We start from the raw sequence: 21,550 nt of genomic DNA, 5'->3' as shown, positions 1-21,550 counted from the left end.
TCAGATGCACCGTTTCAGCCAGGTCGACGTGTTCACGAAGACGCTCACGCGCGGCAACGCCCTCGCGGTCGTGCACGACGCCGACGGTCTTGACGACGACACCCTGGCGGCGTTCGCGCGCTGGACCAACCTGTCCGAGACCACCTTCCTGCTGGCGCCGACGCGTGAGGGTGCCGACTACCGCGTGCGCATCTTCACTCCGGGCGGCGAGCTGCCGTTCGCAGGTCACCCGACCCTCGGGTCGGCCCGCGCCTGGCTCGAGGCGGGCGGTCGGCCGGCCGACGCCGGCACGGTCGTGCAGGAGTGCGGTGCCGGGCTCGTACGCGTCCGCCGTGACGGTGACCGCCTCGCCTTCGCGGCCCCTCCACTCCTGCGCACAGGTCCGGTCGATGCAGCCGACCTCGATCCGGTCGTGGCCTCGCTCGGTCTCACCCGGGCCGACGTCGTCGACGCCCAGTGGGTCGACAACGGGCCGGGCTGGTTGGGGGTTCTGCTGCGCGATGCCGACCAGGTGCGTGCGCTCGTGCCCGACTTCACGGCGATGCGGCCCTACAAGGTCGGCGTGATCGGCCCGGGCGGCGATGCCGACTACGAGGTACGCGCGTTCGTCCCGTCGCTCGGTGTCCCCGAGGACCCGGTCACGGGCAGTCTCAACGCCGGTCTCGCGCAGTGGCTGATCGGCGCGGGCCGCGCGCCGTCGTCGTACGTCGCCGCGCAGGGCACCGTGATCCAGCGGGCGGGCCGGGTCCACGTCGACCAGGTGGGTGACGACATCTGGGTCGGAGGCTCGACGGTCGTCGCCGTCACGGGCACGGTCGCGCTCGGTGGCTAAGGTCGTGCGCAGCGACAGCACCACGAAGGAGACGCAGTGAGCGGCAACCCGCGCAGGGCCGTGTGCCCGGGCTCGTACGACCCGATGACGGTCGGTCACCTCGACGTGATCACCCGGGCGAGCGCGTTGTACGACGAGGTCGTGGTCGCGGTGCTGTTCAACCCCGCCAAGGAGGGCACGTTCACCCCCGACGAGCGGGTCGAGCTGATCGAGAAGTCGACCGCCCATCTGCCGGGCGTGCGCGCCGAGGGCTTCGGTGACCGGCTGATCGTCGACGTCTGCCGCGACCTCGACGCCGGCGTGCTGCTCAAGGGCATCCGCAGTGACGTCGACTACGACTACGAGCTGCCGATGGCTCTGATGAACCGCGAGATGACCGGGGTCGAGACGCTGATGCTGCCGGGCGACCCGGCCCTCGGCCACTACTCCAGCTCGCTCATCCGGGTGATCGCGGCCCGGGGCGCCGACGTGTCGAGCATGGTGCCCGAGCCGGTGCTGCGGCCGTTGCTGGCGAAGGTGCGCGGCTGACCTGCCTCAGGGCGTGATCAGCTGCATCGCCGCCGGCACGACCTCGATGGTCGCCGGCAGTGGTCCGGCGCAGTCGCCGTCGGCGTAGGCGTTCATGTCGGGCGTGATCAGCTCGACGCGCCTGCCCCGGTGGGTCGTGACGGCACGGTGCTCGACGTGCCGACCGCTGAAGATCTTCGGCAGGATCCGCGGCAGCTCGACGCGTGGGTGCGGCACGGTGTGCACGATCGTCACGTCGAGCAGGCCGTCGTGGGGGTCGGCGGTGGGGCACATCCGCATGTCGCCGCCGTACGACCGGGTGTTGCCGACCGCGACGAGGATCAGGTCGTCGTCGATCACCTGGTCGTCGACGACGACCCGGAACCGACGAGGCCTCAGACGGACGTACTCGACGCCGATCGCGAGGACGTAGCGCGCCCGCCCACGCGGCCACGACATCGTGTTGTTGCGGTCGGCGACGAGGGAGTCAAAACCCGCCATCGCGATGGTCGCGAACCACCGCTGCGCGCCGTCGTCGGTCGTGACCCGGCCGAGGTCGAACGGCCGGGCCTCGCCGTCGACCGCGACGTCGGCGGCTGCCGCGAGGTCCTTCAGCGGCAGGCCGATGACCCGCGCCAGGTCGTTGCCCGTGCCCGCCGGAGCGATCGCGAGGGGGACGCCGGTGGCGGCCACCGCCTGGACGCCGATCGCGTGCGTGCCGTCGCCGCCGACCGTGAGCACCGCATCAGGGCGGGCCTGGACCGCGGCCCGCAACCTCTGCTCGGCGTGCGCGGCGCTGCTGCCCTGGACGTGCTCGACCTCGACGCCACGCTCGCCCAGCCGGCGTAGCACGGGATCGATCGCGCTGCGACCCTTGCCGTGGCCGGCCGCGGGGTTGGTGAGGACGACGATGCGGCGACGGGCGGCCGTCGCAGGTGTGGCGGGTGTCACGTCCGACAGTGTGCCGGAGCGGGCCGCGCGAGACGGCGTTCGTCAGCATTTGGGTGTGGGCAGGGGCTCCGGTAGCCTTGTGCGTCGGTCTACGTCGTACGTGACGTGGCCGAGCCACCCCGATATGACGCGAGTAGCCCGATGACGCATGCCGACCCCCGCCGACCCCTGGTGATCGACACCCAGGAGCTCGGTCGGCGACCCGGTCAGATGCTCGAGCTGCAGCGCACCGTCGAGGCCCCAGCAGACCTGGGCACCGACGTGATCGCCGTCCCCGCCGGCCAGCCGATCGAGCTGGACCTGCGGTTGGAGTCGGTCATGGAAGGCGTCCTGATCTCCGGCTCGGCACGTGTCACCGCGACCGGCGCCTGCGTGCGGTGCCTGGACGACGTCCGCCTCAGTGCGGACGTGCCGGTTCAGGAGCTGTTCGCCTACGCCGACCGTGCCGCGCACCACCAGGAGGTGGCCGCGGACGACGAGGACGACGTACGGGAGCTGGACGGCGATCTCGCCGATCTGGAGCCCGTGCTGCGGGATGCGGTGGTGCCTGCACTGCCCTTCCAGCCGGTGTGCCGGGAAGACTGCCCCGGGCTGTGCTCCGAGTGTGGAGCGCACCTTGCGGACGACCCGGACCACCATCACGAGAACCTGGACCCCCGATGGGGCGCCTTGGCCGCACTGCGCGACCAGGTCGACTCCGACGACGAGAAGAAGAGGAACTGACGTGGCTGTCCCGAAGCGGAAGATGTCGCGCTCCAACACGCGCTCGCGCCGTGCGAACTGGAAGGCGTCCGCCGTCGCCACCTCGGCCTGCCCGCAGTGCTCCGCGCTGAAGCAGCCGCACATGGCCTGCCCGTCGTGCGGTTCGTACGCCGGCCGTCACTACAGCTCGGCCGAGCGCAGCGAGCACCAGGGCTGAGCCCGACGCTGCTGCCGTGAGTCCTACGAAAAGGTCGAAGCGGCACGACGAGACGCAGCGGCCCGTCGCTGACCTGGCTCGGATCCTCCACGAGGTCTCCGGGACGGTCATCGACGAGCCGCTGCTTCTGCGTGCCCTCACCCACCGTTCCTACGCGTACGAGAACGGCGGCGTCCCGCACAACGAGCGCCAGGAGTTCCTCGGCGACGCAGTGCTGGGCGTGGTCGTGACCGACACGCTCTACCGCACCCACCCGGACCTGCCGGAGGGCCAGCTGGCCAAGCTGCGCGCCTCGGTGGTCAACTCCCGCGCGCTCGCCGAGGTGGCGCGGGGTCTGGGCCTGGGCAGCTTCGTGCTGCTCGGCCGTGGCGAGACGATCACCGGCGGTCGCGACAAGGACTCGATCCTGGCCGACACCACCGAGTCGGTCATCGGCACGGTCTACCTCGCCGGCGGCATCGAGGCTGCGGCGCGGCTGGTCCACCACCTGATCGACCCGCTGCTCGCCAAGGCGGCCGGTCTGGGCGCGGGCCTGGACTGGAAGACCTCGCTGCAGGAGGCGACCGCGGCCGCCGACCTCGGCGTGCCGTCGTACGTCGTCTCCGACGTCGGCCCTGACCACGACAAGGAGTTCACGGCCGTCGTGATGGTCGGCGACCAGGAGCTCGGTCACGGCACCGGCCGCAACAAGAAGGGCGCCGAGCAGATGGCGGCCGAGGAGGCCTGGAAGCACCTGCGCGAGCGCGCCGACAGCGACGACCAGGCGCAGTCCGGCTCGACCGCCGACAATGCCTGAGCTGCCCGAGGTCGAGGTGGTCCGGCGTGGCCTCGCCGACCACGTCGTCGGCCGCGCGATCGTGCGCGCCGACGTGCGCGGCCATCGCGTCGCCCGGCGCCACCTCGCCGGGCCGGCCGACCTCGCGGCACGGCTGAGCGGTACGACGGTCGCGGCCGCGCGTCGACGCGGCAAGTACCTCTGGCTCGAGCTCGACGCTGATGAAGCCCTCGTTGCCCACTTGGGCATGAGCGGGCAGATGCTCGTCGAGCCGGCCGACGCGCCGCTGGAGAAGCACGCCCACGCGGTCCTCGACCTGCGCGAAGCCGACGGCAAGCAGAGCAGGCAGCTGCGGTTCGTCGACCAGCGCACGTTCGGCGGTCTGTTCCTCGACGAGCTCGTGCCCGATGCGTTCGACGCGCGTGAGCAGGTGCCGAGCACTGTGGCGCACATCGCCCCGGACCCGCTCGAGGCGGCGTACGACGAGGCGGCCGTGGTACGTCGGATGAAGGCACGCCACACCGAGGTCAAGCGGGCCCTGCTCGACCAGTCGCTGGTGTCGGGCATCGGCAACATCTACGCCGACGAGGCGCTGTGGCGGGCCCGGCTGCACGGTGAGCGCGTCACGAGCACGCTCACCAAGCCGGCGCTCGCGGGCCTGCTGGGTCATGCCCGCGACGTGATGCTGGCCGCGCTCGGTCAGGGCGGCACCTCCTTCGACGCGCTCTACGTCAACGTCAACGGTGCGAGCGGCTACTTCGAGCGCTCGCTCAACGCCTACGGCCGCGAGGGTGAGCCGTGCCGGCGCTGTGGCCGGCTGATGCGGCGCGAGGCATTCATGAACCGTTCGTCGTTCTCCTGCCCGCGCTGCCAACCCCGCCCACGCCGGCGTACGGGCTGAGCTCTCGCGACAGCGTCGGACGCCCGTCGTAGGGTGCGCGGGTGACCGATCTGCGACCGCTGGCCCTGCCCGACACCGACGACGCGCTCACCTGGCTCACCGACCGATGCGACGGTGAGCTCGACCGGGCCCGCGGGCTGGTCGACGAGCTGAAGGCCGCACCGCCGAGCGAGCCGTCGGCGGTGCTGCGCCACTGGAACGAGATCGGCATCGCGCTGGCCAACGCCTCGTCGGTCGCGTCGCTGATGTCGGAGGTCCACCCGCTGCCGGCGGTGCGTGAGGCGGCCGACTCGGCGATGCAGCGCATCGACGCGTTCTCGACCGACCTCGGGCTCGACCGCGACCTGTTCGAGGTGATCGACGGCGTCGACGTGAGTGGCCTGGACGCCGCGGCGCAGCGCGTCCACGAGCACGCGCTGCGCGACTTCCGCCGCTCGGGCGTCGACCGTGACGAGGGCGTGCGCGCGCGGCTCAAGCAGCTCGCCGAGGAGGAGCTGCTCACCGGCCAGGAGTTCGGTCGCAACATCCGCGAGGACGTCCGCTCGATCAGGGTGACGCCCGAGCAGCTCGCGGGTCTGCCCCAGGACTGGCTCGACGCGCACCCGGCCGGCGACGACGGCCTCGTCACGGTCACGACCGACTACCCCGACTCGGTGCCGGTGCGTACGTTCGCGCAGGCGCCTGACACGCGCAAGGCCATGGCCGAGGCCTCGCTCAACGTCGGCTGGCCCGCCAATGACGTTGTGCTGCAACGACTTTTCGCTCTCCGTGCGGAGCACGCGTCGCTGCTCGGCTACGACACGTGGGCCGACTACGACGCCGAGGTCAAGATGATCGGCACGGGTTCGGCGATCCGCGACTTCATCGACCGCATCACGCAGCTGTCGGCGTCGAGCGCTGCGCGTGACACCGAGGTCCTGCTGCGCCGCAAGCAGCAGGACCACCCTGACGCGACCACGGTCGAGATCCCGGACGTGCAGTACTACTCCGAGGTCGTCCGGCGCGAGCAGCACGCGGTCGACGGCCAGCAGGTCCGCACCTACTTCGACTTCAACCGCGTACGCCAGGGTCTGCTCGACGTCACCGGTCGCCTCTTCGGCCTGACCTGGCAGCCCGCCGACGACGCCACCGTGTGGGCGGACGACGTCGCGTCGTACGACGTGCTGCGCGACGGCGAGCGCATCGGCCGCATCTACCTCGACCTGCACCCGCGTGAGGGCAAGTTCAAGCACGCGGCGCAGTTCGACCTGGTGCGCGGTGTGCGCGGACGACAGGTCCCCGAGGGGGTGCTGGTCTGCAACTTCAACCGCGGGCTGATGGAGCACGACGAGGTCGTCACGCTCTTCCACGAGTTCGGTCACCTGGTGCACCACGTGCTCGGCGGTGACCAGGAGTGGATCGGGTTCTCGGGTGTCGCGACCGAGTGGGACTTCGTCGAGGCGCCGAGCCAGATGCTCGAGGAGTGGGCCTGGGACGCCGACGTGCTCGCGACGTTCGCGAAAAGCGCTGCGGGAGAGACAATTCCGGCCGACCTGGTCGAGCGCATGCGCGAGGCCGACGACTTCGGCAAGGGCTTCCAGTGCCGTACGCAGATGTTCTACTCGGCGATCAGCCTCGACTTCCACACGGCGAAGCACGACGACCTGACCGAGCGGCTGCGTGAGCTGCAGGGGGAGTACTCGATGTTCCCCTACCTGGCCGACACGCACATGCACACGGCGTTCGGGCACCTCGACGGATACGGCTCGGGCTACTACACCTACCAGTGGTCGCTGGTCATCGCGAAGGACATGTTCTCGGCGTTCGACACGGGGGACCTGTTCGCATCTGCCGTGGCGCAGCGCTATCGCGACCGGGTGCTCGTGCCGGGCGGGACCAAGGACGCCGCGGTGCTCGTCTCCAACTTCCTCGGCCGCGAGTACACCTTCGACGCGTACGCCGCGTGGCTGGCGAAGTAGTGCTCACACCACGGTGAAGTGCACCATCATCGCCATGTCCTCGTGCTCGAGGTTGTGGCAGTGCATGACGTACCTGCCGCGGTAGCCCTCGATCTGCACGAGCACCTCGACCGCTGAGCCGGGTTCGAGGTCGATCGTGTCCTTCCAGCCGCGCTCGGGCTCGTCGGCGTACTGCATCCGCACGAGGTGGGGGTGCACCGGATGGTGGACGTCGCTGCTGAGGCGCCATCGCTCGACGGTGCCGAGGCGTGGGCGAGCGACGTCCTTGCCGTCGGCGAAGGTCACCCCGTTGACCGACCACAGCCCGTGCGGGTGCCCGTTCGTCGGCTTGCCGAGCGCGAAGTGCAGGTCGCGCGTGGCGACCACGTCCGAGTCTCGCAACGGCTCGACGGTGGACAGCCGTGTGGGAATCCTGCTGTCGTCGTTGCCTTGTCGTACGACGTGCAGCTGCATCACCTGTGCGGTGCCGCCCGACCCCAGCCCGTTGCGCATCGTGACCTTGGTGCCGACCGGCACCTGCGACAGGTCGACGACGACATCAGCGCGTTCGGCGGGTGCGAGTGTGATGCTGTCGCGTTCGACGGGCCGGGGCAGGAGCCCTTGGTCGGTGCCGACCTGCACGAACCGCGCACCGTGGTCGAGGGTGAGTGAGAAGCGACGCGCGTTGGAGGCGTTGAGAACTCGGAACCGGTAGCGCGCCCGGTCGACCTCCATCACCGGCCACGGGCGACCGTTGACGAGGACCACATCACCGAGGACGCCGCCCATGTAGTCGTCGCGGACGCCGTGCACCTTCTGACTCGTCGACAGTGCGGGATAGGTGAGCTCGCCGTCGGGGCCGAACGAGCGGTCGCAGATCACCAGCGGCACGTCGCGCGCACCCGTGGGGAGCGGCAGCGCGTCGTCCTCGTCGTCGTGCACGACGAACATCCCGGCGAGCCCGGCATAGACGTTGGGGCCGGTGAAGTCCATCGTGTGGTCGTGGTACCAGAGCGTGCTGGCCCGCTGTCGGAGCGGAAAGGTGTAGGTGCGTTCACCGACCGTCGTCCGCGCCTGGACGCCGGGGTGCAGGTGTCGGCGCAGCCGGGTGTCGCGCGGTTGGATCAGGTCGGTCGGGTAGCCGTCATCGGTCGACGGGGTCACGCCACCGTGCAGGTGCATGACGGTCGGCACCGGCAGGTCGTTGCGCAGCCGGACCGTGGTGGCCGTGCCGCCGCGCGCGTGGATCGTCGGGCCGGGGAACGAGCCGTCGTACCCGAGGACGAGTGTGGTGCGACCCGGCAGGATCTCGACGTCGCTCGTGCGGGCCGTGAGCTCGTACGCCGTGCCGCCCGGCTGAGTCGGCCGCGCGATGGGCGGTGTCACGAACGGCACGGTGAAGGGCTTCGGAAAGGGCACACGACTCTGCAGAAGCGTCCCCGTGGAGCCGGTCTGCTCACCGCACGAGGTCAGGGCAGGGACGAGCGCGAGCGCACCTGCGCCGAGGATCAGCGAGCGGCGGCTGATGCCTGCGCCGGTCATGCCGGCGGCCAGGTCGAGTGATGTGCCGGCTGGGTCGCCCGAGGGGCACGCCACGAACGCCGTGCGCGACCGGGCGTACACGCCCACCCTGCGAACCACACCGAGCCCGCGACGAGCGCGACCCCGAGCGGGATGTGCACCGAGGTCAGCCGGGTCGAGCCGAGGGCCAGCTGAGCCGGCACGAGCACCCACAGCGCGGCTGCGACCGCGAGGGGCATGGCCCCGAGACGGCCGGGTACGAGTGCCAGCACCGCGGCGACCAGGACGAGCGTGGCCGTCAGGGTGAGGATGCCGCCGACCGCCTGGTGCGCTGCGAGCGAGCCGAAGTCGCCCTCGAGGAAGCGTCCGATGAGGATCGGCTGGGCGACCATCAGCGCTGCGTTGAGCACGCTCGTGGCGCGCAGCGCCCACACAGCGGCGGTCGTGGCGGCGCCGGGTGCTGGGGCCGGGGCGACCGGCGTACCGACCGGTGGCGACATGGCGTTCATGTGCAGAGAGTCTACATGTAGACACGCACAGTACGACGAGAGCGGGTCGTGAGGGCGTCGTGCGCGGCACTACGGTGGTGCGGTGATCGAGCTGAAGACGCCCCAGGAGATCGAGGCCATGCGGCCGGCCGGCCGATTCGTCGGTGAGGTGCTGACCGCCCTTAAGGAGAAGGCCGCCGTCGGCGTCAACCTGCTCGAGCTGGACGCTCTGGCCCATCAGATGATCCGCGACGCCGGCGCCTCGTCCTGCTACATCGACTACCACCCCAGCTTCGGCGCGAGCCCGTTCGGCAAGGTGCTGTGCACGTCGGTCAACGACGCGGTGCTGCACGGTCTGCCGCACGACTACACGCTTGTCGACGGTGACCTGCTCTCGGTCGACTTCGCCGCCGAGCTCGGCGGCTGGGTGTCCGACTCGGCCCTGTCGGTGGTGGTCGGTACGCCGCGCGAGGAGGACCTGAAGGTCATCGAGACCACCGAGCGTGCGCTCGAGGCGGGTATCGCCGCCGCGCAGGCCGGCAACAAGATCGGTGACATCTCGGCCGCGATCGGCGAGGTCGCCCACGCCGCGGGCTACTCGGTCAACACCCAGTTCGGTGGCCATGGCGTCGGTCGCACGATGCACGGCGACCCGCACGTGGCCAACCAGGGCCGTGCGGGTCGCGGGCTGCGGCTGCAGCCGGGGCTCGTCATCGCGATCGAGCCGTGGTTCATGCAGGGCACCGACGAGATCTACACCGACCGCGACGGCTGGACGCTGCGCAGCCGTGACGGCTCGCGCGGTGCGCACTCGGAGCACACGATCGCCGTGACCGCCGACGGCCCCATCGTGCTCACCTCTCGCGGCTGAGCCCCACTCCCGACCCGGCTGACCCGTCAGGCGGGGCAGCGGTGTGGCCGTTCGGATGGGTTGCGTGCTGCGCCCTATGCGCTGCCCCGTGACACGAACCGGTCCGTCAGGCGGGGCAGTGCACAGAGCTCACTCACCGGGTGTGCCGCCGGCACGAACCGCGGTCGCACGGTTCAATCGCGACATCGCCTCGGCGAAAGCTGGCGGTCCGCATACCCATACGTGTGCACCTCGCCAACTTCTGCCGACGGGCGGTGCACAGCGTTCACGGACGGGCTGCCCGCCCGCGCGAACCGCTGCCTCGTGACTCGGGAACGATCGCGCGGGTGAGGCGGGAGCCTCAGGCAGTCCACTTCCAGCTGGCGACGGTCGGGTTGATCAGCGCGTCGCGCGTGGCCTGGGTGGCGTTCTCGTTGAACGAGAACGTCACGACGTAGGACTTGTCGCCGCGCAGGATGTAGAGCTGGTCGACGAGGTATCGCTGGGTCTTGCCCTGGGCATCGGCGCGCTTGACGTTGGCCGTGATGTGCGAGGCCTCGGTGCCTGCCACCGTGGTGCGGGGAAGGACCTTGTAGCCGGTCGCGCCAGCGGCTTCGAGCTGGGTCTTGGCGGCGGTCTCGAGCAGGCTCAGCGACGCGCCGGAGGCGCCGGTCTGGTGCACGACATTGATGTTGTCGGCGAAGCCGTCCTTGTCGAGCGTGTTGAGCACCATCGTGTCGACGCTGGAGGCCCCCGGGACCTTGCCCTTGGCGTCGATGAAGCCCTTCTTGACGACGAACGTGTAGCCCGTGCCCTTGACGGTCATGCCGCCGGCGGGCACCGCGACGGAGGTCGACGGGGCTGCCGTGGTGGAGGGGGCGGCCGACGTGGTCGGCGCAGCGGTGGTCGAGGGCGCGGCAGGCGTCGACGTGGCCTCGCTGGTGGGCGCTGCCGACGAGGATGCAGCCGACGAGCTCGCGGCAGGAGCGTTGCTCACCGCCGGCGAGTCCTCCGAGCAGGCGGACAGACCGAGCACACCGACGCTCAGACCTGCGATGACAAGACCAGTACGGGCAGTACGACGCATGCAGTCACCTTAACGGCCGCTGTGAACGAAGCGGTCGCCACGGCCGCGGCATGAGATCAGGTCAGGCGCGTCAGTCGGGCGCCGTTGTGCCAGAGCACGTCGCGCATCCAGCCGTCACCGAGGCCGAGGCGGTGCAGCGCCTCGACCTGGTGGGCGTACGGGTAGGGGATGTTGGGGAAGTCGCTGCCGAGCACGACCTTCGGCTGCAGGTCGGCCAGGCGGTCGGCGTACCCCGGCGGGATCGGCATCCGCGCCTCGACGAAGTCGGTGGCGAGCATCGTGGTGTCGAGGTGGACGTTTGCGAACTGCGTTGCGAGGTCTGCGAACTCGTCGTACTCGGGCATGCCGGCGTGCGCGATGACGAGGGTGAGCCGTGGGAAGCGGCGGAGCAGGTCGCGGATCGGGGTGACGCCGGTGTGCCGGCCGGGCTCGGGCCCGGAGCCGCAGTGGATGACGACCGGGACCTGCGCCTCCTGAAGGGCCTCCCAGGCGCCGTCGAGCACCCGGTCGGCGGGGTCGAACCCGCCGACCTGGACGTGCACCTTGAACAGCCGGGCGCCGTCTGCGATGGCCTTCTCGACGTACGCCGGTGCCTCGGGCTCGGCGTACAGCGTCGCGCAGTGCACGGCGTCAGGGACGCGGCCGGCGAAGTCGGCGCACCAGTCGTTGAGCCAGGCGGCCATCCCGGGCTTGTGCGGGTAGGTCAGCGCCGGGATCGCTCGCAGGCCGAGCGCTCGGACGGTCTCCAGTCGGGTGGGCTCGTCGTCGCGGTAGGTGATGGGCCAGCCTCCACCACCGTCGACGGCGTCGAAGTAGGCCCACACCTTGTGCAGCATCCGATCGGGCAGGAAGTGCACGTGGATGTCGGCGAGGCCGGGGATGTCGAGGTCGCGCCAGAAGGACGGGACGTCAGCGTCTGTCCAAGGAGTCACGTGCTCGACTCTAGGCACGGCCGGCTCGGGTCAGTCGTCCAGTGCGAGGAAAGCCTTGCGCAGCAACGCGTTCAGCCGGGTGATCTCGGTGATCGTCAGCCCCTTGAACAGCTGCTGCTCCTGAGCCGACCAGTCGTGCACCACGCGGTCCCAGGCCTCCCAGCCGGCAGGCGTCGCCTCGATGAGCACGCTGCGGCGGTCGTCCGGGTCCTCGCGCCGGGTGACCAGGCCGCGTGCGACGAGCCGGTCGATGCGACTCGTCATGCCGGCGCGGGTCACGCCTGCGCGGTCGGCGAGCACGGCCGGCGTGGTCGGCGCCTGGTCCTTGCTGCCGAGCAGGTGATGCAACGTCTTGAACTCCTCATGCGACAAGGGGTCGTCGGCGAGGAGCTCACGCAGGCGCTGGTCGGACAGCCGTGTCATCGAGGACATGCGCACGAGCGCACCCTCGACCTCGCGGTCGAACCCGTCCGCGTCGGTGAACAGCCTCGCCCAACGGTCGAGGTGCTCGTCGCCGAAGTCGCGCTGCTCGTCCTTGCCGCTGGTCACCCACGCAGTCTCGCACCGCGCTGCGCTGGGTCCGAATCCGTCGGGTCATTCACTGACGGATAGTTAGATGGCGTACTACCATCGTTGTACGGCCATCCCACCTGCACGGCACGTCTGGCGTCACCACGACTTCCGCTGGCTGGCGGTCGGGCAGGGGCTGTCCTGGTTCGGTGACGGCTTCATGCCGGTCGCGCTCGCGGTCGGGCTGCTCGCGCACGGTGGCAGCGCGTCTGATCTGGGGGTGGTGCTCGCGATCGGGATGGGCGCTCGCCTCGTCTGCACGCTCATCGGTGGCGTGTGGGCAGATCGCCTCGCCCCGCAGCGGATCATGGTCGTCGCCGACCTCGTGCGGATGGCGGCCGCAGCAGGGCTCGCGACGCTGTTCGCGTCTGGGCAGTGGACGGTCTGGGCGGTGGCCGGCCTGGTCGCTCTCGCGATGGCAGCCGGCTCGTTCTTCACGCCGGCGTTCACGGCCTTGAAGCCCACGCTCGTGCCGCCTGACGAGCGCCAGGCCTCCAACGGCATGCTGACGATCCTGAAGACGGGTGCTCAGCTCGCCGGGCCCACCGTCGCGGGTGCGGTGGTGGCTCTGTGGGGTGCGCCGGTCGGGTTCGCGGTCAACGCGGCCTCGTTCATCGTGTCCGCGGTCTGTGTCGTCCGCGTTCGGGCACGGCCCGAGCGTGCCGTGCGCACCGGGTTCGCCAGCGAGCTGGCCGGTGGCCTGACCGCGATCCGCTCACGACCCTGGCTGCGTGCGGGCATCGTCGGCGCGAGCCTCTACCACCTCGGCAACGGCGTCGTCCTGGTCCTGATCCCGGTGCTCGCGATGCGCGAGCTCGGCGGTGCGCACGCCGTCGGCCTGGTCGAGTCCGCGGCCGGTCTCGGTGGCCTCCTCGGCGGCCTGTTCGCGATGCGGGTGCGCGTACGCCGACCGCTGCTGCTCGCGTGGCCGATGCTCACCGTCCTGCCGCTCGGACTGCTCACCTACGTGTGGCCGACCCTGCTGCTGCCGGTGCTCGCCGGCACCGTCGTCGGGTTCGTGGCGCTGATGTTCCTGGAGGTGCTGTGGGAGACGACGGTCCAGGCCCACGTGGCCGCGGACCAGCTGGCCCGGGTCGCGTCGTGGGACGTCCTGGCGAGCTTCGTGATGCTGCCTCTCGGCAACACCCTGGCCGGGCCGCTCGCGGACCGCTTCGGCGCGGGCCCCACGATGGCGGTCGCGTGCGGGTGGATGGTGCTCGCGGCGCTCAGCCCGTTGCTGACCCGCGGCACCTGGCAGGTGGCGCTCACCCCCGAGGTGAGCGAACGGCGTACGGACGACGTCGTGGCCGTGGGCACGCCGGGCGGCTGACCGGACGCAGCGGCCCGCGCCGGTACAGTGACCGGAATTGCGATCTGGGAGGATGCGCCGCTCGTGTACGTCAAGAGCCTCACCCTGAAGGGCTTCAAGTCCTTCGCCTCGGCGACCTCCATGCGCCTCGAACCAGGCATCACCTGCATCGTGGGCCCCAACGGCTCGGGCAAGTCCAACGTCGTCGACGCGCTCGCCTGGGTCATGGGCGAGCAGGGTGCCAAGAGCCTGCGCGGCGGCAAGATGGAGGACGTCATCTTCGCCGGTACGCCGGGGCGCGCGCCCCTGGGCCGCGCCGAGGTGACGATGACGATCGACAACACCGACGGTGCGCTGCCGATCGACTACACCGAGGTCACGATCAGCCGCACGATGTTCCGCAACGGCGGCTCCGAGTACGCCATCAACGGCACCTCGTGCCGGTTGCTCGACATCCAGGAGCTGCTGTCGGACTCCGGCATCGGCCGCGAGATGCACGTCATCGTCGGCCAGGGGCAGCTCGACGCCGTGCTGCGCGCGACCGCCGAGGAGCGGCGCGGGTTCATCGAGGAGGCCGCCGGCGTCCTCAAGCACCGCAAGCGCAAGGAACGTGCGCTGCGCAAGCTGGAGCAGATGGAGGGCAACCTCACCCGCGTCAACGACCTCACCTCCGAGATCCGCCGCCAGCTCGGACCGCTCGGCCGGCAGGCCGAGACCGCCCGTAAGGCCGCGGTCATCCAGGCCGACGTCCGCGACGCGCGGCTGCGCATCCTCGCCGACGACCTCGTCCAGCTGACGAGCACGCTCGAGCAGGAGATCGCCGACGAGACCGCACTCATCGAGCAGCGCACCCAGGTCGAGCGGCGTCTCGCCGACGTCCGCGCCGAGCTCGACCGCCTCGAGCGCGAGGCCGAGAGCGCAGCGCCACTGCTCAGCACCGTCCAGAACCACTGGTACGCCCTCAGCTCGCTCAAGGAGCGCCTCGAGGCGACCGCGTCCCTCGCCGGCGAGCGGGTGCGGCTGCTCGCCGAGGACGACGAGGACGAGCAGTCCCGTCCGGGCCGCGATCCCGAGCAGCTGCGTCGTCAGGCCGAAGACCTGCGCGCTCAGGAGAGCGCCACTCGCACCGAGATCGAGCAGGCCACCCTCGCCCTGCAGGAGGCGATCGAGCGGCGCGGCGACCTCGAACGTGCGCACGACGAGGAGCAGCAGCGGCTCGCGCGGCTCGCGCGTGCGGCCGCCGACCGCCGCGAGGGCCTGGCCAAGCTGCAGGGTCAGGTCGGTGCACGGCGCAGCCGGATCGAGGCGGCCGAGGCCGAGCTCGGACGTCTGCGCGAGAGCATCGGCGATGCCGCTGAGCGAGCTGCCGCGGCCGAGCGCGAGTTCGCGGCCCTCGAGGCCACGATCGCCCAGGACGAAGAAGGCGAGGAGGGCCTCGACGAGGCCTACGAGAAGGTCGCCGGCGAGCTCGAGACCGCCCGTGCCCAGCTCGAGGAGGCGCGCGACCTCGAGCGTGCCGCTGACCGTGACCGCGGCAGCTTCCAGGCCCGGGTGGACGCCCTCGAGATGAGTCTGCGCCGGCAGGACGGCGCCGCAGCCCTCCTCGGCGCCGACGCACCGCTGTCCGGGCTGCACGGCTCGTTGTCGACCCTCGTCCAGGTGGCCGACGGTCACGAGGCCGCGCTGGCCGCCGCACTCGGGTGGGCCGCCGACGCGGTCGTCGCCGACAGCGTCGACACGGCCGCACAGGCCCTGGTCGCTCTCCGTGACCAGGACGCCGGACGGGCTGTGCTGCTCACCGGCTCGACCGCACGCCCGAGCGACCGGGCGCAGTGGCCGAGCCTGACCGGCGGCGCCGTGTGGGCGTGCGACGTCGTCACCGCGCCCGAGCACCTGCGTCCGGCCCTCGACCAGGTGCTCGACCGCGTCGCGCTCGTCGCCGACCCCGCTGCCGCGCGAGCGCTGCTCGACGCCGAGCCGTCCGTCACCGCCGTCACCGCCGAGGGCGACGTCTTCGCGCCCGGCCACGTGCGCGGCGGGTCGTCCGCGGCGCCGAGCCTGATCGAGATCCAGTCCGCCTACGACGATGCGCGAGGTCAGGTCGCCGACGCCGTCCGCCGCGGCGAGCAGGCACAGTTCAAGGTCAGCGAGCTCAGCGGCACCGTCACCACCTTGGCCGACGAGGCCGAGGCCGCGCTCGAGCGGCTTCACCAGTCCGACGCCCGGATGTCGGCCGTCGCCGAGCAGCTCGGCCAGCTCGGCCAGGTCATACGCTCGGCCGCGGCGGAGCGAGAGCGGCACGAGCAGGCCGTGGCCAAGGCCGAGCAGGCGTTGCAGGCCGACCGCGGTGAGCTCGACCAGCTCGAGGCCCGTCTCGCGGCCGCCGAGGAGGAGCCGACCGAGGTCGAGCCCACCACCGACGACCGCGACCGTCTTGCCGTCGAGGCCGCGCAGGCGCGCTCGGCCGAGACCGACCTGCGGCTCACCCTGCGCACCCGCGAGGAGCGCGCGAGGGCGTTGTCCGGTCGGGCCGACGGTCTCGAGGCCGCCGTCCGCTCCGAGCTCGAGGCCCGCGAGAAGGCCCGCGCCCGTCGCGAGCGCCGCCAGCAGCAGGCCACCGTCGCCGCTGCGGTCGGTGAGGGCGCGGCCTACGCCGTGCAGGTCGTGGTGGGCCTCCTGGAGGTCGCCGCCGACCGGCGTACGACGGTCGAGCGCGAGCGCGCCGAGCGCGACAAGGCGCTCGCCCAGGTGCGTTCGCGTGTCAGCGGGCTCGGTGACGAGCTGCGCGAGCTCACCGACACCGTCCACCGCGACGAGGTCGCGCGCGCTCAGCAGCGGCTGCGCATCGAGGCTCTCGAGACCAAGGCGGTCGAGGAGCACGGCATCGACCCCAAGGCCCTGGTCGACGAGTTCGGCCCGCACCAGCTCGTCCCGCACGTCCCCGGCCCCGACGACGACCCGGACGACCTGCCCGAGCCCACGGCGTTCGTGCGCGACGCCCAGGAGAAGCGCCTGCGCAGCGCCGAGCGCAAGCTGAACCAGCTGGGCAAGGTCAACCCGCTCGCCCTGGAGGAGTTCGCGGCTCTGGAGGAGCGGCACAAGTTCCTGACCGAGCAGCTCGAGGACCTGCGCAGCTCCAAGGAGGACCTGCTCACGATCGTCGCCGAGGTCGATGAGCGGGTGCAGCAGGTGTTCGCCGAGGCGTTCGCCGACACCGCCGAGCAGTTCGAGGGCGTGTTCGGTCGGCTGTTCCCCGGCGGCGAGGGCAGGCTCGTGCTCACCGACCCGGGCGACATGCTCACGACCGGCATCGAGGTCGAGGCGCGCCCGCCGGGCAAGAAGATCAAGCGCCTGTCCCTGCTGTCCGGTGGCGAACGCTCTCTCGTGGCCGTCGCGCTGCTGGTCTCCATCTTCAAGGCCAGGCCGAGCCCGTTCTACATCATGGACGAGGTCGAGGCCGCCCTCGACGACGCCAACCTCGGGCGCCTCATCACGCTCTTCGAAGAGCTGCGCGACTCCAGCCAGCTCATCGTCATCACCCACCAGAAGCGCACGATGGAGGTCGCCGACGCGCTCTACGGCGTCTCGATGCGCGGTGACGGCATCACGACCGTCGTGTCGCAGCGGCTGCGTGACATCAAGGAGGACGGGACGCCGACGATGTCGGCCGGTCAGCCCGTCACCGACGCGGACGAGCAGCAGCCGGCGCCCGTCGGCTGAACCACGCTCGTACGACGGTCGGGTGGCTCGCGGATGAACCGCACCTGAACCCACCAGAGACTCACAGGCAGCGTGGCGAGCCGGTTTGGGGAACTCCCAGGTGAGTGAGCACACTATGACCCATGGTGTGGCTGATTCTCGCGATGTTCGTGTGCGTCCTGCTCGGTGCGGCGGTGGTCGGGATCGTCGCCGTGCCCGCACGTCGTGAGGGCAAGCAGCTGCTCACCGAGCGCGGCGAAGAAGTCGTCTCGGGCGTGGCCCGACGCACCGACAAGGTCGTCTCGTCCGCCAAGGACGCGACCGGCAGCGCCGCTCGCGCCGCGCGCAACCGGACGGCCTCGGTCGCCCAGCGCACCGAGACCGGCGACTAGAGACCCTTCCGACTGCCGTCGCAGACCGCCTCGCACCGCGCGGATCGGCGACCCGCCCTGCAGGGGACTGCTGCCCGGGCTGAGCCTTTGCCATGATGGGGCGCGTGGATGAGCTCTGGGTGATCTTGACCGTCGTCACGCTCGCAGCGATCGCGGGTCTGATCTTCGTGGTCGGCCTGCTGCGGGGGCGTGGTGGGCAGACCAAGCAGCTGCCGCAGGAGCGCGCACAGGCGCCACAAGCCCCAGAGCGGACGCCACCCAAGGCCAACACCTACAAGACCTCCGCCAAGATCGACACCGGCGGCGGGGTCGGCACGATCGACCGTCCGAGTACGCCGACCGCTCCGCCTCCCGCGCAGCCTCCGGTCGACGAGAGCGCTCCGCCCGCCCCGAGCGAGCCGGAGGTCGTCGAGGCGCCTCCGACCCCGGCGCTGGAGAAGCCCGAGTCCGCGCGGGGGCGCATGGTCCGGCTGCGTGAGCGCCTCTCACGCTCCAACACCGCGCTCGGCAAGGCCCTGCTGTCGCTGCTCGCCGGCGGCAAGCTCGACGACGAGGCCTGGGAGGACGTCGAGGACACCCTCCTGCAGGCCGATCTGGGCGTCGAGGCCACGACCGAGATCGTCGACTCGCTCAAGCAGCGCGTCCAGGTCGCGGGCGTCCCCGACGAGGACGAGGTGCGTGGCTGGCTGCACGAGGAGCTGCTCAAGCAGGTCAACCCGACGATGGACCGGCGGATCGCCGCCACCCGCATCGACGGCCGCCCGGCGGTCGTCCTCGTCGTGGGCGTCAACGGCACCGGCAAGACCACGACCGTCGGCAAGCTCGCCCGCGTGCTGGTCGCCGAGGACAAGGACGTCGTGCTCGGCGCCGCCGACACCTTCCGTGCGGCTGCCGCAGATCAGCTCGAGACCTGGGGCGACCGGGTGGGCGTCGCGACGGTGCGTTCGGACCGTGAAGGAGCCGACCCGGCCGCGGTCGCGTTCGACGCGGTCAAGGGCGGCGCCGAGACCGAGGCCGACGTCGTGCTGGTCGACACGGCCGGCCGTCTGCACAACAAGTCCAACCTCATGGACGAGCTGGGCAAGATCAAGCGTGTCATCGAGAAGCAGAGCCCCATCGACGAGGTGCTGCTGGTGCTGGACGCCACCACCGGTCAGAACGGCATGCGTCAGGCCGAGGTGTTCTCCCAGGCGGTCGACGTCACCGGCATCGTCCTCACCAAGCTCGACGGCACCGCCAAGGGCGGCATCGTGGTCGCGGTCCAGCGCGCGCTCGGCGTGCCGGTCAAGCTGGTCGGCCTGGGTGAGGGACCGGACGACCTCGCGCCGTTCGACCCGGCCGCGTTCGTCGACGCCGTTCTCGACTGATCCCTGCGTCCCACCTCGACCGGTCGCCGCTCAGCGTCGGCCGGTCGAGGTGACGAACCCGATCACGATCGCGGTCCACCACGCGAGCTGCGAGACGCCGACCGTGAGCGCGACCCGTCGGCGCACCCACGAGGGCGCCGAGAGATAGGGCGCAGTCGGGCGCAGCGCCCGCAGGTGCTCCGAGACGCGAGCGGCCTGGACGCCGTTGAGCATGATCAGCAGCACTGCGGTGAGCTTGAGCCAGCTGCGCGGGTGGTGCATGTCGGGGTGCAGCGCCGCACCCGTGAGCAGTAGCAGGACGATCCCGGCCCAGATCAGCGGCTGCGCCGTGTCGGCCAGGTCGGTCGAGTCGCGCCGGCGGCGTCGCCCGATCACCCACATCAGGCCGTACCAGTCGACCAGGGTGATCACGCCGAACGACAGCACCAGTGCGAGCACATGGCCGGCGCGGGCGATGTCGCCGAGCCAGGCCGGCGGCGGAGTCGTCGTCGAGCAGACGACCAGGCACAGGCCCCAGGCGGACGTCACCAGTAACGACGCGAGCCACGGGCGAGCGGCGAGGGGTCGGCGCTGCAGGCGGGGCGGGCCCAGTGGGGCAGGCCCGGGCATCACAGCGGCCACGCGTCGACCTCCCGGCCAGGGAGCCGGCGAGACCGGCTGCTCGGCACCAGGATGTGCGATCCGTCCGCACTGTGTGCGCTAGTTCGCAATATCAGAGAAAGTTCCAAGAGGCGGTCAACGGTGTGTCACTGTTTGGCTCATGGCGGGGAGGCACGCGGCCACGAGCCGCGCCGGGGGCTGGTTGGTGCCGTTGCTGACGGCGTTGGCGCTGGTGGCCGGTGGAGGCGCTGCCGTCGTGGCGTTCACCGGGCTGGACGACGGCGGTCGCAACGCGACGAGGCCCCCCAGCCGCACGACGCCGCCCGTGACGAGCGGCGCCGAGCACGCCGCCCACACCTCATCGCCGGTGAGCGCGGCCTCGTCGGAGCCTGCGCCGACCACCAGCGTGTCCGCCGCCGGTCGCCCGCCCGCGGTCGCCGCCTGCACGGCCGAGGTCAAGGCCGGCGAGGCCGTCGCAGCCGCCGCCCGTCCGGCGGCGGCGCACTGGCGGACGCACACCAGCAGCCAGGTGCTCGTCGACGCGGGCAAGATCTCCGAGGCTGAGGCCAAGAAGCGCTGGGCCGCCTCCAAGAAGCTCGGCCCGACCGACGTCTCGACGTTCACGAAGGCCGATGCGGCCTACCGGCCGACGGCCGGAGCGTGCGCACGCATGGGTGCCGTGTCCGGCGTCGACGCTGCCGCGGCGAAGGCCTGCGCGAGGCGCGCCTCAGCGCTGGCGCCGGTCGCAGCGGCCGGGCGCCCGATCGTCGCCTCGTGGTCGCACCACCTGGAGATGATGAAGTCCAAGCCGCACGACGAGGGCGGGGCCGACTTCGGCGCCTACATGACGATGTGGCGAAGCATGGTCAAGCAGGCCGGGTCGCAGCTGTCGGGTTACGGCAAGGCCGACAAGGCTCTCGACAAGGCCGCGACCTGCAGCTGGTCATGATGTCCGCAGGCTGCGCGCCCGTCGTACGACCGGGTCACTGAGCATCCACCGCACCGCACCCGCGCCGGCCAGCCCGCACACCTGCAAGGCCGTACGGGCGCCCGGTGGCAGCGGGATGCCGAGCATCCGTCGCGCTGCGGGCGAGAGGGTTGCGACGGCGCCGCTCACCAGCAGCCCGTAGCCCGGTCGGGCGGCCAGCGGCATCGGGGGCTCCAGCATCACGAACCGTGCGGTGTCGCGCGCCAGCGGCGAGCCGTCGAGCTCGTCGTCGTACGACGCGAGCACCTCACGCAGCTCCGCGACGGTCCGGGGAGGGTCGGGGACACCGAGCCGGGCTGCGACCGAACCGATCTGCGCGACGTACGTATCGGCGTCGGCGTCGGAAAGACGCCTGCGGCCGAAGTGCTGATGGGTGACCAGGAACGACTCGGCCTCAGCAGCGTGAACCCAGGCGAGCAGGTGCGGGTCGTCGGCGCGATAGGCGCGCCCGTCGGCGGTGGTGCCGTGCACGCGTCGGTGGATGCCGCGGATCCGGGCGAGCAGGCGCTCGGCGTCGGCGACGGTGCCGAACGTCGTGGTCGAGATGAACCCGCTCGTGCGCTGCAGCCGGCCCCACGGGTCGCCGCGGTAGCCGGAGTGGTCGGTGACTCCGGCGAGGGCGAGGGGGTGCAACGACTGCAGCAGCAGTGCCCTCAGGCCGCCCACGAACATCGCGGCGTCGATGTGGACCCGCCAGATCGGGTCATCCGGGGTGAACCAGCGCTCGCCCGGCGTGCCCCAGATCCGGTCCGCGCGCTCGAGCGCCTCGGCCCCGGCGACCCGACCTTGCAGCGCCATGGCGGCGCGATGGCGTACGACGTCGTGCAGGCCACGCAACGGAGCCAGCGGTCGGTCGAGCAGCAGCGGTGCAGACACGTGTCCAGTATCACTCCGCCCGGCCGGTCTCGCAGCATGAGACCTCCGT

General features: G+C 71.3%; 21 protein-coding genes. 13 read left to right on the top strand and 8 right to left on the bottom strand.

Annotated features, from left to right (window positions below; translation table 11 throughout):
- Positions 1–4: 4 nt before the first annotated feature.
- Both VV01_RS11390 and coaD read left to right on the top strand, forming a co-directional pair.
- Positions 5–832 (top strand): PhzF family phenazine biosynthesis protein, encoded by an 828-nt coding sequence (locus VV01_RS11390; protein ID WP_050669985.1) that lies wholly within the window; start codon positions 5–7, stop codon positions 830–832.
- Between the two features lie 36 nt (positions 833–868).
- A complete protein-coding gene (coaD, locus tag VV01_RS11385; protein WP_071606357.1) occupies positions 869–1,360 on the top strand; it encodes a pantetheine-phosphate adenylyltransferase in 492 nt (163 codons plus the stop codon).
- Positions 1,361–1,366: 6 nt separating this feature from the next.
- On the opposite strand, the gene VV01_RS11380 is transcribed toward coaD, so the two are convergent.
- Complete coding sequence (locus VV01_RS11380; protein WP_050669984.1) at positions 1,367–2,290, bottom strand: diacylglycerol kinase; 924 nt, start codon at positions 2,288–2,290, stop codon at positions 1,367–1,369.
- A gap of 141 nt (positions 2,291–2,431) precedes the next feature.
- On the opposite strand from VV01_RS11380, the gene VV01_RS11375 reads away from it, so the two are divergent.
- Genes VV01_RS11375 through VV01_RS11355 form a run of 5 tightly spaced genes read left to right on the top strand, consistent with a single transcriptional unit; the run spans position 2,432 to position 6,843 of the window.
- Positions 2,432–3,013 (top strand): YceD family protein, encoded by a 582-nt coding sequence (locus VV01_RS11375; protein ID WP_050669983.1) that lies wholly within the window; start codon positions 2,432–2,434, stop codon positions 3,011–3,013.
- 1 nt (position 3,014) lies between these two features.
- On the top strand, positions 3,015–3,209 hold the full coding sequence (rpmF, locus tag VV01_RS11370; RefSeq protein ID WP_050669982.1) for a 50S ribosomal protein L32: 195 nt from the start codon (positions 3,015–3,017) through the stop codon (positions 3,207–3,209).
- Between the two features lie 16 nt (positions 3,210–3,225).
- Positions 3,226–4,005, top strand: coding sequence for a ribonuclease III (gene rnc, locus VV01_RS11365; protein WP_050669981.1), 780 nt, complete (start codon positions 3,226–3,228; stop codon positions 4,003–4,005).
- Positions 3,998–4,885 (top strand): bifunctional DNA-formamidopyrimidine glycosylase/DNA-(apurinic or apyrimidinic site) lyase, encoded by an 888-nt coding sequence (gene mutM, locus VV01_RS11360; protein WP_050669980.1) that lies wholly within the window; start codon positions 3,998–4,000, stop codon positions 4,883–4,885. The genes rnc and mutM overlap by 8 nt, the downstream gene beginning before the upstream one ends.
- Positions 4,886–4,926: 41 nt before the next feature.
- A complete protein-coding gene (locus VV01_RS11355) occupies positions 4,927–6,843 on the top strand; it encodes a M3 family metallopeptidase (protein ID WP_050669979.1) in 1,917 nt (638 codons plus the stop codon).
- A 3-nt stretch (positions 6,844–6,846) separates the two neighbouring features.
- Here VV01_RS11355 and VV01_RS11350 read toward each other — a convergent pair whose 3' ends face one another.
- The gene (locus VV01_RS11350) at positions 6,847–8,445 is read right to left on the bottom strand and encodes a multicopper oxidase family protein (RefSeq protein WP_197275026.1); all 1,599 of its coding nucleotides are present in this window, start codon (positions 8,443–8,445) and stop codon (positions 6,847–6,849) included.
- Complete coding sequence (locus VV01_RS11345; RefSeq protein ID WP_050669978.1) at positions 8,361–8,852, bottom strand: hypothetical protein; 492 nt, start codon at positions 8,850–8,852, stop codon at positions 8,361–8,363. Before VV01_RS11345 ends, VV01_RS11350 begins: the two co-directional genes overlap by 85 nt.
- Before the next feature lie 82 nt (positions 8,853–8,934).
- On the opposite strand from VV01_RS11345, the gene map reads away from it, so the two are divergent.
- Positions 8,935–9,702, top strand: coding sequence for a type I methionyl aminopeptidase (gene map, locus VV01_RS11340; RefSeq protein ID WP_050669977.1), 768 nt, complete (start codon positions 8,935–8,937; stop codon positions 9,700–9,702).
- A 340-nt stretch (positions 9,703–10,042) separates the two neighbouring features.
- Here map and VV01_RS11335 read toward each other — a convergent pair whose 3' ends face one another.
- From VV01_RS11335 to VV01_RS11320, 3 genes are read right to left on the bottom strand one after another with little or no spacing between them, the layout of a single operon-like run.
- On the bottom strand, positions 10,043–10,768 hold the full coding sequence (locus VV01_RS11335; protein ID WP_157508811.1) for a hypothetical protein: 726 nt from the start codon (positions 10,766–10,768) through the stop codon (positions 10,043–10,045).
- A 56-nt stretch (positions 10,769–10,824) separates the two neighbouring features.
- Positions 10,825–11,700 (bottom strand): amidohydrolase family protein, encoded by an 876-nt coding sequence (locus VV01_RS11325; protein ID WP_231635215.1) that lies wholly within the window; start codon positions 11,698–11,700, stop codon positions 10,825–10,827.
- Between the two features lie 30 nt (positions 11,701–11,730).
- On the bottom strand, positions 11,731–12,249 hold the full coding sequence (locus VV01_RS11320) for a MarR family winged helix-turn-helix transcriptional regulator (protein WP_050669973.1): 519 nt from the start codon (positions 12,247–12,249) through the stop codon (positions 11,731–11,733).
- 67 nt (positions 12,250–12,316) lie between these two features.
- Between VV01_RS11320 and VV01_RS11315 the strand changes: the two genes are divergently transcribed.
- From VV01_RS11315 to ftsY, 4 genes are all read left to right on the top strand, one after another.
- Positions 12,317–13,600 carry an MFS transporter gene (locus VV01_RS11315; protein WP_050669972.1) on the top strand — a complete coding sequence of 428 codons (1,284 nt, stop codon included), beginning with the start codon at positions 12,317–12,319 and terminating at the stop codon, positions 13,598–13,600.
- A 63-nt stretch (positions 13,601–13,663) separates the two neighbouring features.
- Positions 13,664–17,299 carry a chromosome segregation protein SMC gene (smc, locus tag VV01_RS11310; protein ID WP_050669971.1) on the top strand — a complete coding sequence of 1,212 codons (3,636 nt, stop codon included), beginning with the start codon at positions 13,664–13,666 and terminating at the stop codon, positions 17,297–17,299.
- Positions 17,300–17,421: 122 nt separating this feature from the next.
- Positions 17,422–17,670 carry a hypothetical protein gene (locus tag VV01_RS11305; protein ID WP_050669970.1) on the top strand — a complete coding sequence of 83 codons (249 nt, stop codon included), beginning with the start codon at positions 17,422–17,424 and terminating at the stop codon, positions 17,668–17,670.
- A 95-nt stretch (positions 17,671–17,765) separates the two neighbouring features.
- Positions 17,766–19,037: a signal recognition particle-docking protein FtsY gene (gene ftsY, locus VV01_RS11300; protein WP_050671880.1), complete on the top strand. Its 1,272-nt coding sequence runs from the start codon at positions 17,766–17,768 to the stop codon at positions 19,035–19,037.
- Between the two features lie 30 nt (positions 19,038–19,067).
- Here the strand turns inward: ftsY and VV01_RS11295 are convergent, their stop codons facing one another.
- Entirely contained in the window at positions 19,068–19,658 is a 591-nt protein-coding gene (locus VV01_RS11295) for a hypothetical protein (protein WP_157508810.1), read from the bottom strand.
- Between the two features lie 139 nt (positions 19,659–19,797).
- Between VV01_RS11295 and VV01_RS11290 the strand changes: the two genes are divergently transcribed.
- Positions 19,798–20,586, top strand: coding sequence for a hypothetical protein (locus VV01_RS11290; protein ID WP_157508809.1), 789 nt, complete (start codon positions 19,798–19,800; stop codon positions 20,584–20,586).
- Here the strand turns inward: VV01_RS11290 and VV01_RS11285 are convergent.
- The gene (locus tag VV01_RS11285; protein WP_231635214.1) at positions 20,581–21,501 is read right to left on the bottom strand and encodes an oxygenase MpaB family protein; all 921 of its coding nucleotides are present in this window, start codon (positions 21,499–21,501) and stop codon (positions 20,581–20,583) included. The two genes, VV01_RS11290 and VV01_RS11285, sit on opposite strands and share 6 nt — an antisense overlap.
- Positions 21,502–21,550: the final 49 nt, after the last annotated feature.

The sequence above is a fragment of the Luteipulveratus halotolerans genome (genome assembly GCF_001247745.1).
Classification (GTDB): Bacteria; Actinomycetota; Actinomycetes; order Actinomycetales; family Dermatophilaceae; genus Luteipulveratus; species Luteipulveratus halotolerans.
Note: the sequence above shows the minus strand (reverse complement) of the source record. Positions and strands in the feature narration are given on the sequence as shown.

Excerpts from the sequence above, each read along its gene's own strand:
- VV01_RS11390 (WP_050669985.1), top strand. The coding sequence starts at position 5 with ATGCACCGTTTCAGCCAGGTCGACGTGTTCACGAAGACGCTCACGCGC.
- VV01_RS11375 (WP_050669983.1), top strand. The coding sequence starts at position 2,432 with ATGACGCATGCCGACCCCCGCCGACCCCTGGTGATCGACACCCAGGAG.
- mutM (WP_050669980.1), top strand. The coding sequence starts at position 3,998 with ATGCCTGAGCTGCCCGAGGTCGAGGTGGTCCGGCGTGGCCTCGCCGAC.
- VV01_RS11345 (WP_050669978.1), bottom strand. The coding sequence starts at position 8,852 with ATGAACGCCATGTCGCCACCGGTCGGTACGCCGGTCGCCCCGGCCCCA.
- VV01_RS11335 (WP_157508811.1), bottom strand. The coding sequence starts at position 10,768 with ATGCGTCGTACTGCCCGTACTGGTCTTGTCATCGCAGGTCTGAGCGTC.
- VV01_RS11315 (WP_050669972.1), top strand. The coding sequence starts at position 12,317 with ATGGCGTACTACCATCGTTGTACGGCCATCCCACCTGCACGGCACGTC.
- VV01_RS11305 (WP_050669970.1), top strand. The coding sequence starts at position 17,422 with ATGGTGTGGCTGATTCTCGCGATGTTCGTGTGCGTCCTGCTCGGTGCG.
- ftsY (WP_050671880.1), top strand. The coding sequence starts at position 17,766 with ATGGGGCGCGTGGATGAGCTCTGGGTGATCTTGACCGTCGTCACGCTC.
- VV01_RS11290 (WP_157508809.1), top strand. The coding sequence starts at position 19,798 with ATGGCGGGGAGGCACGCGGCCACGAGCCGCGCCGGGGGCTGGTTGGTG.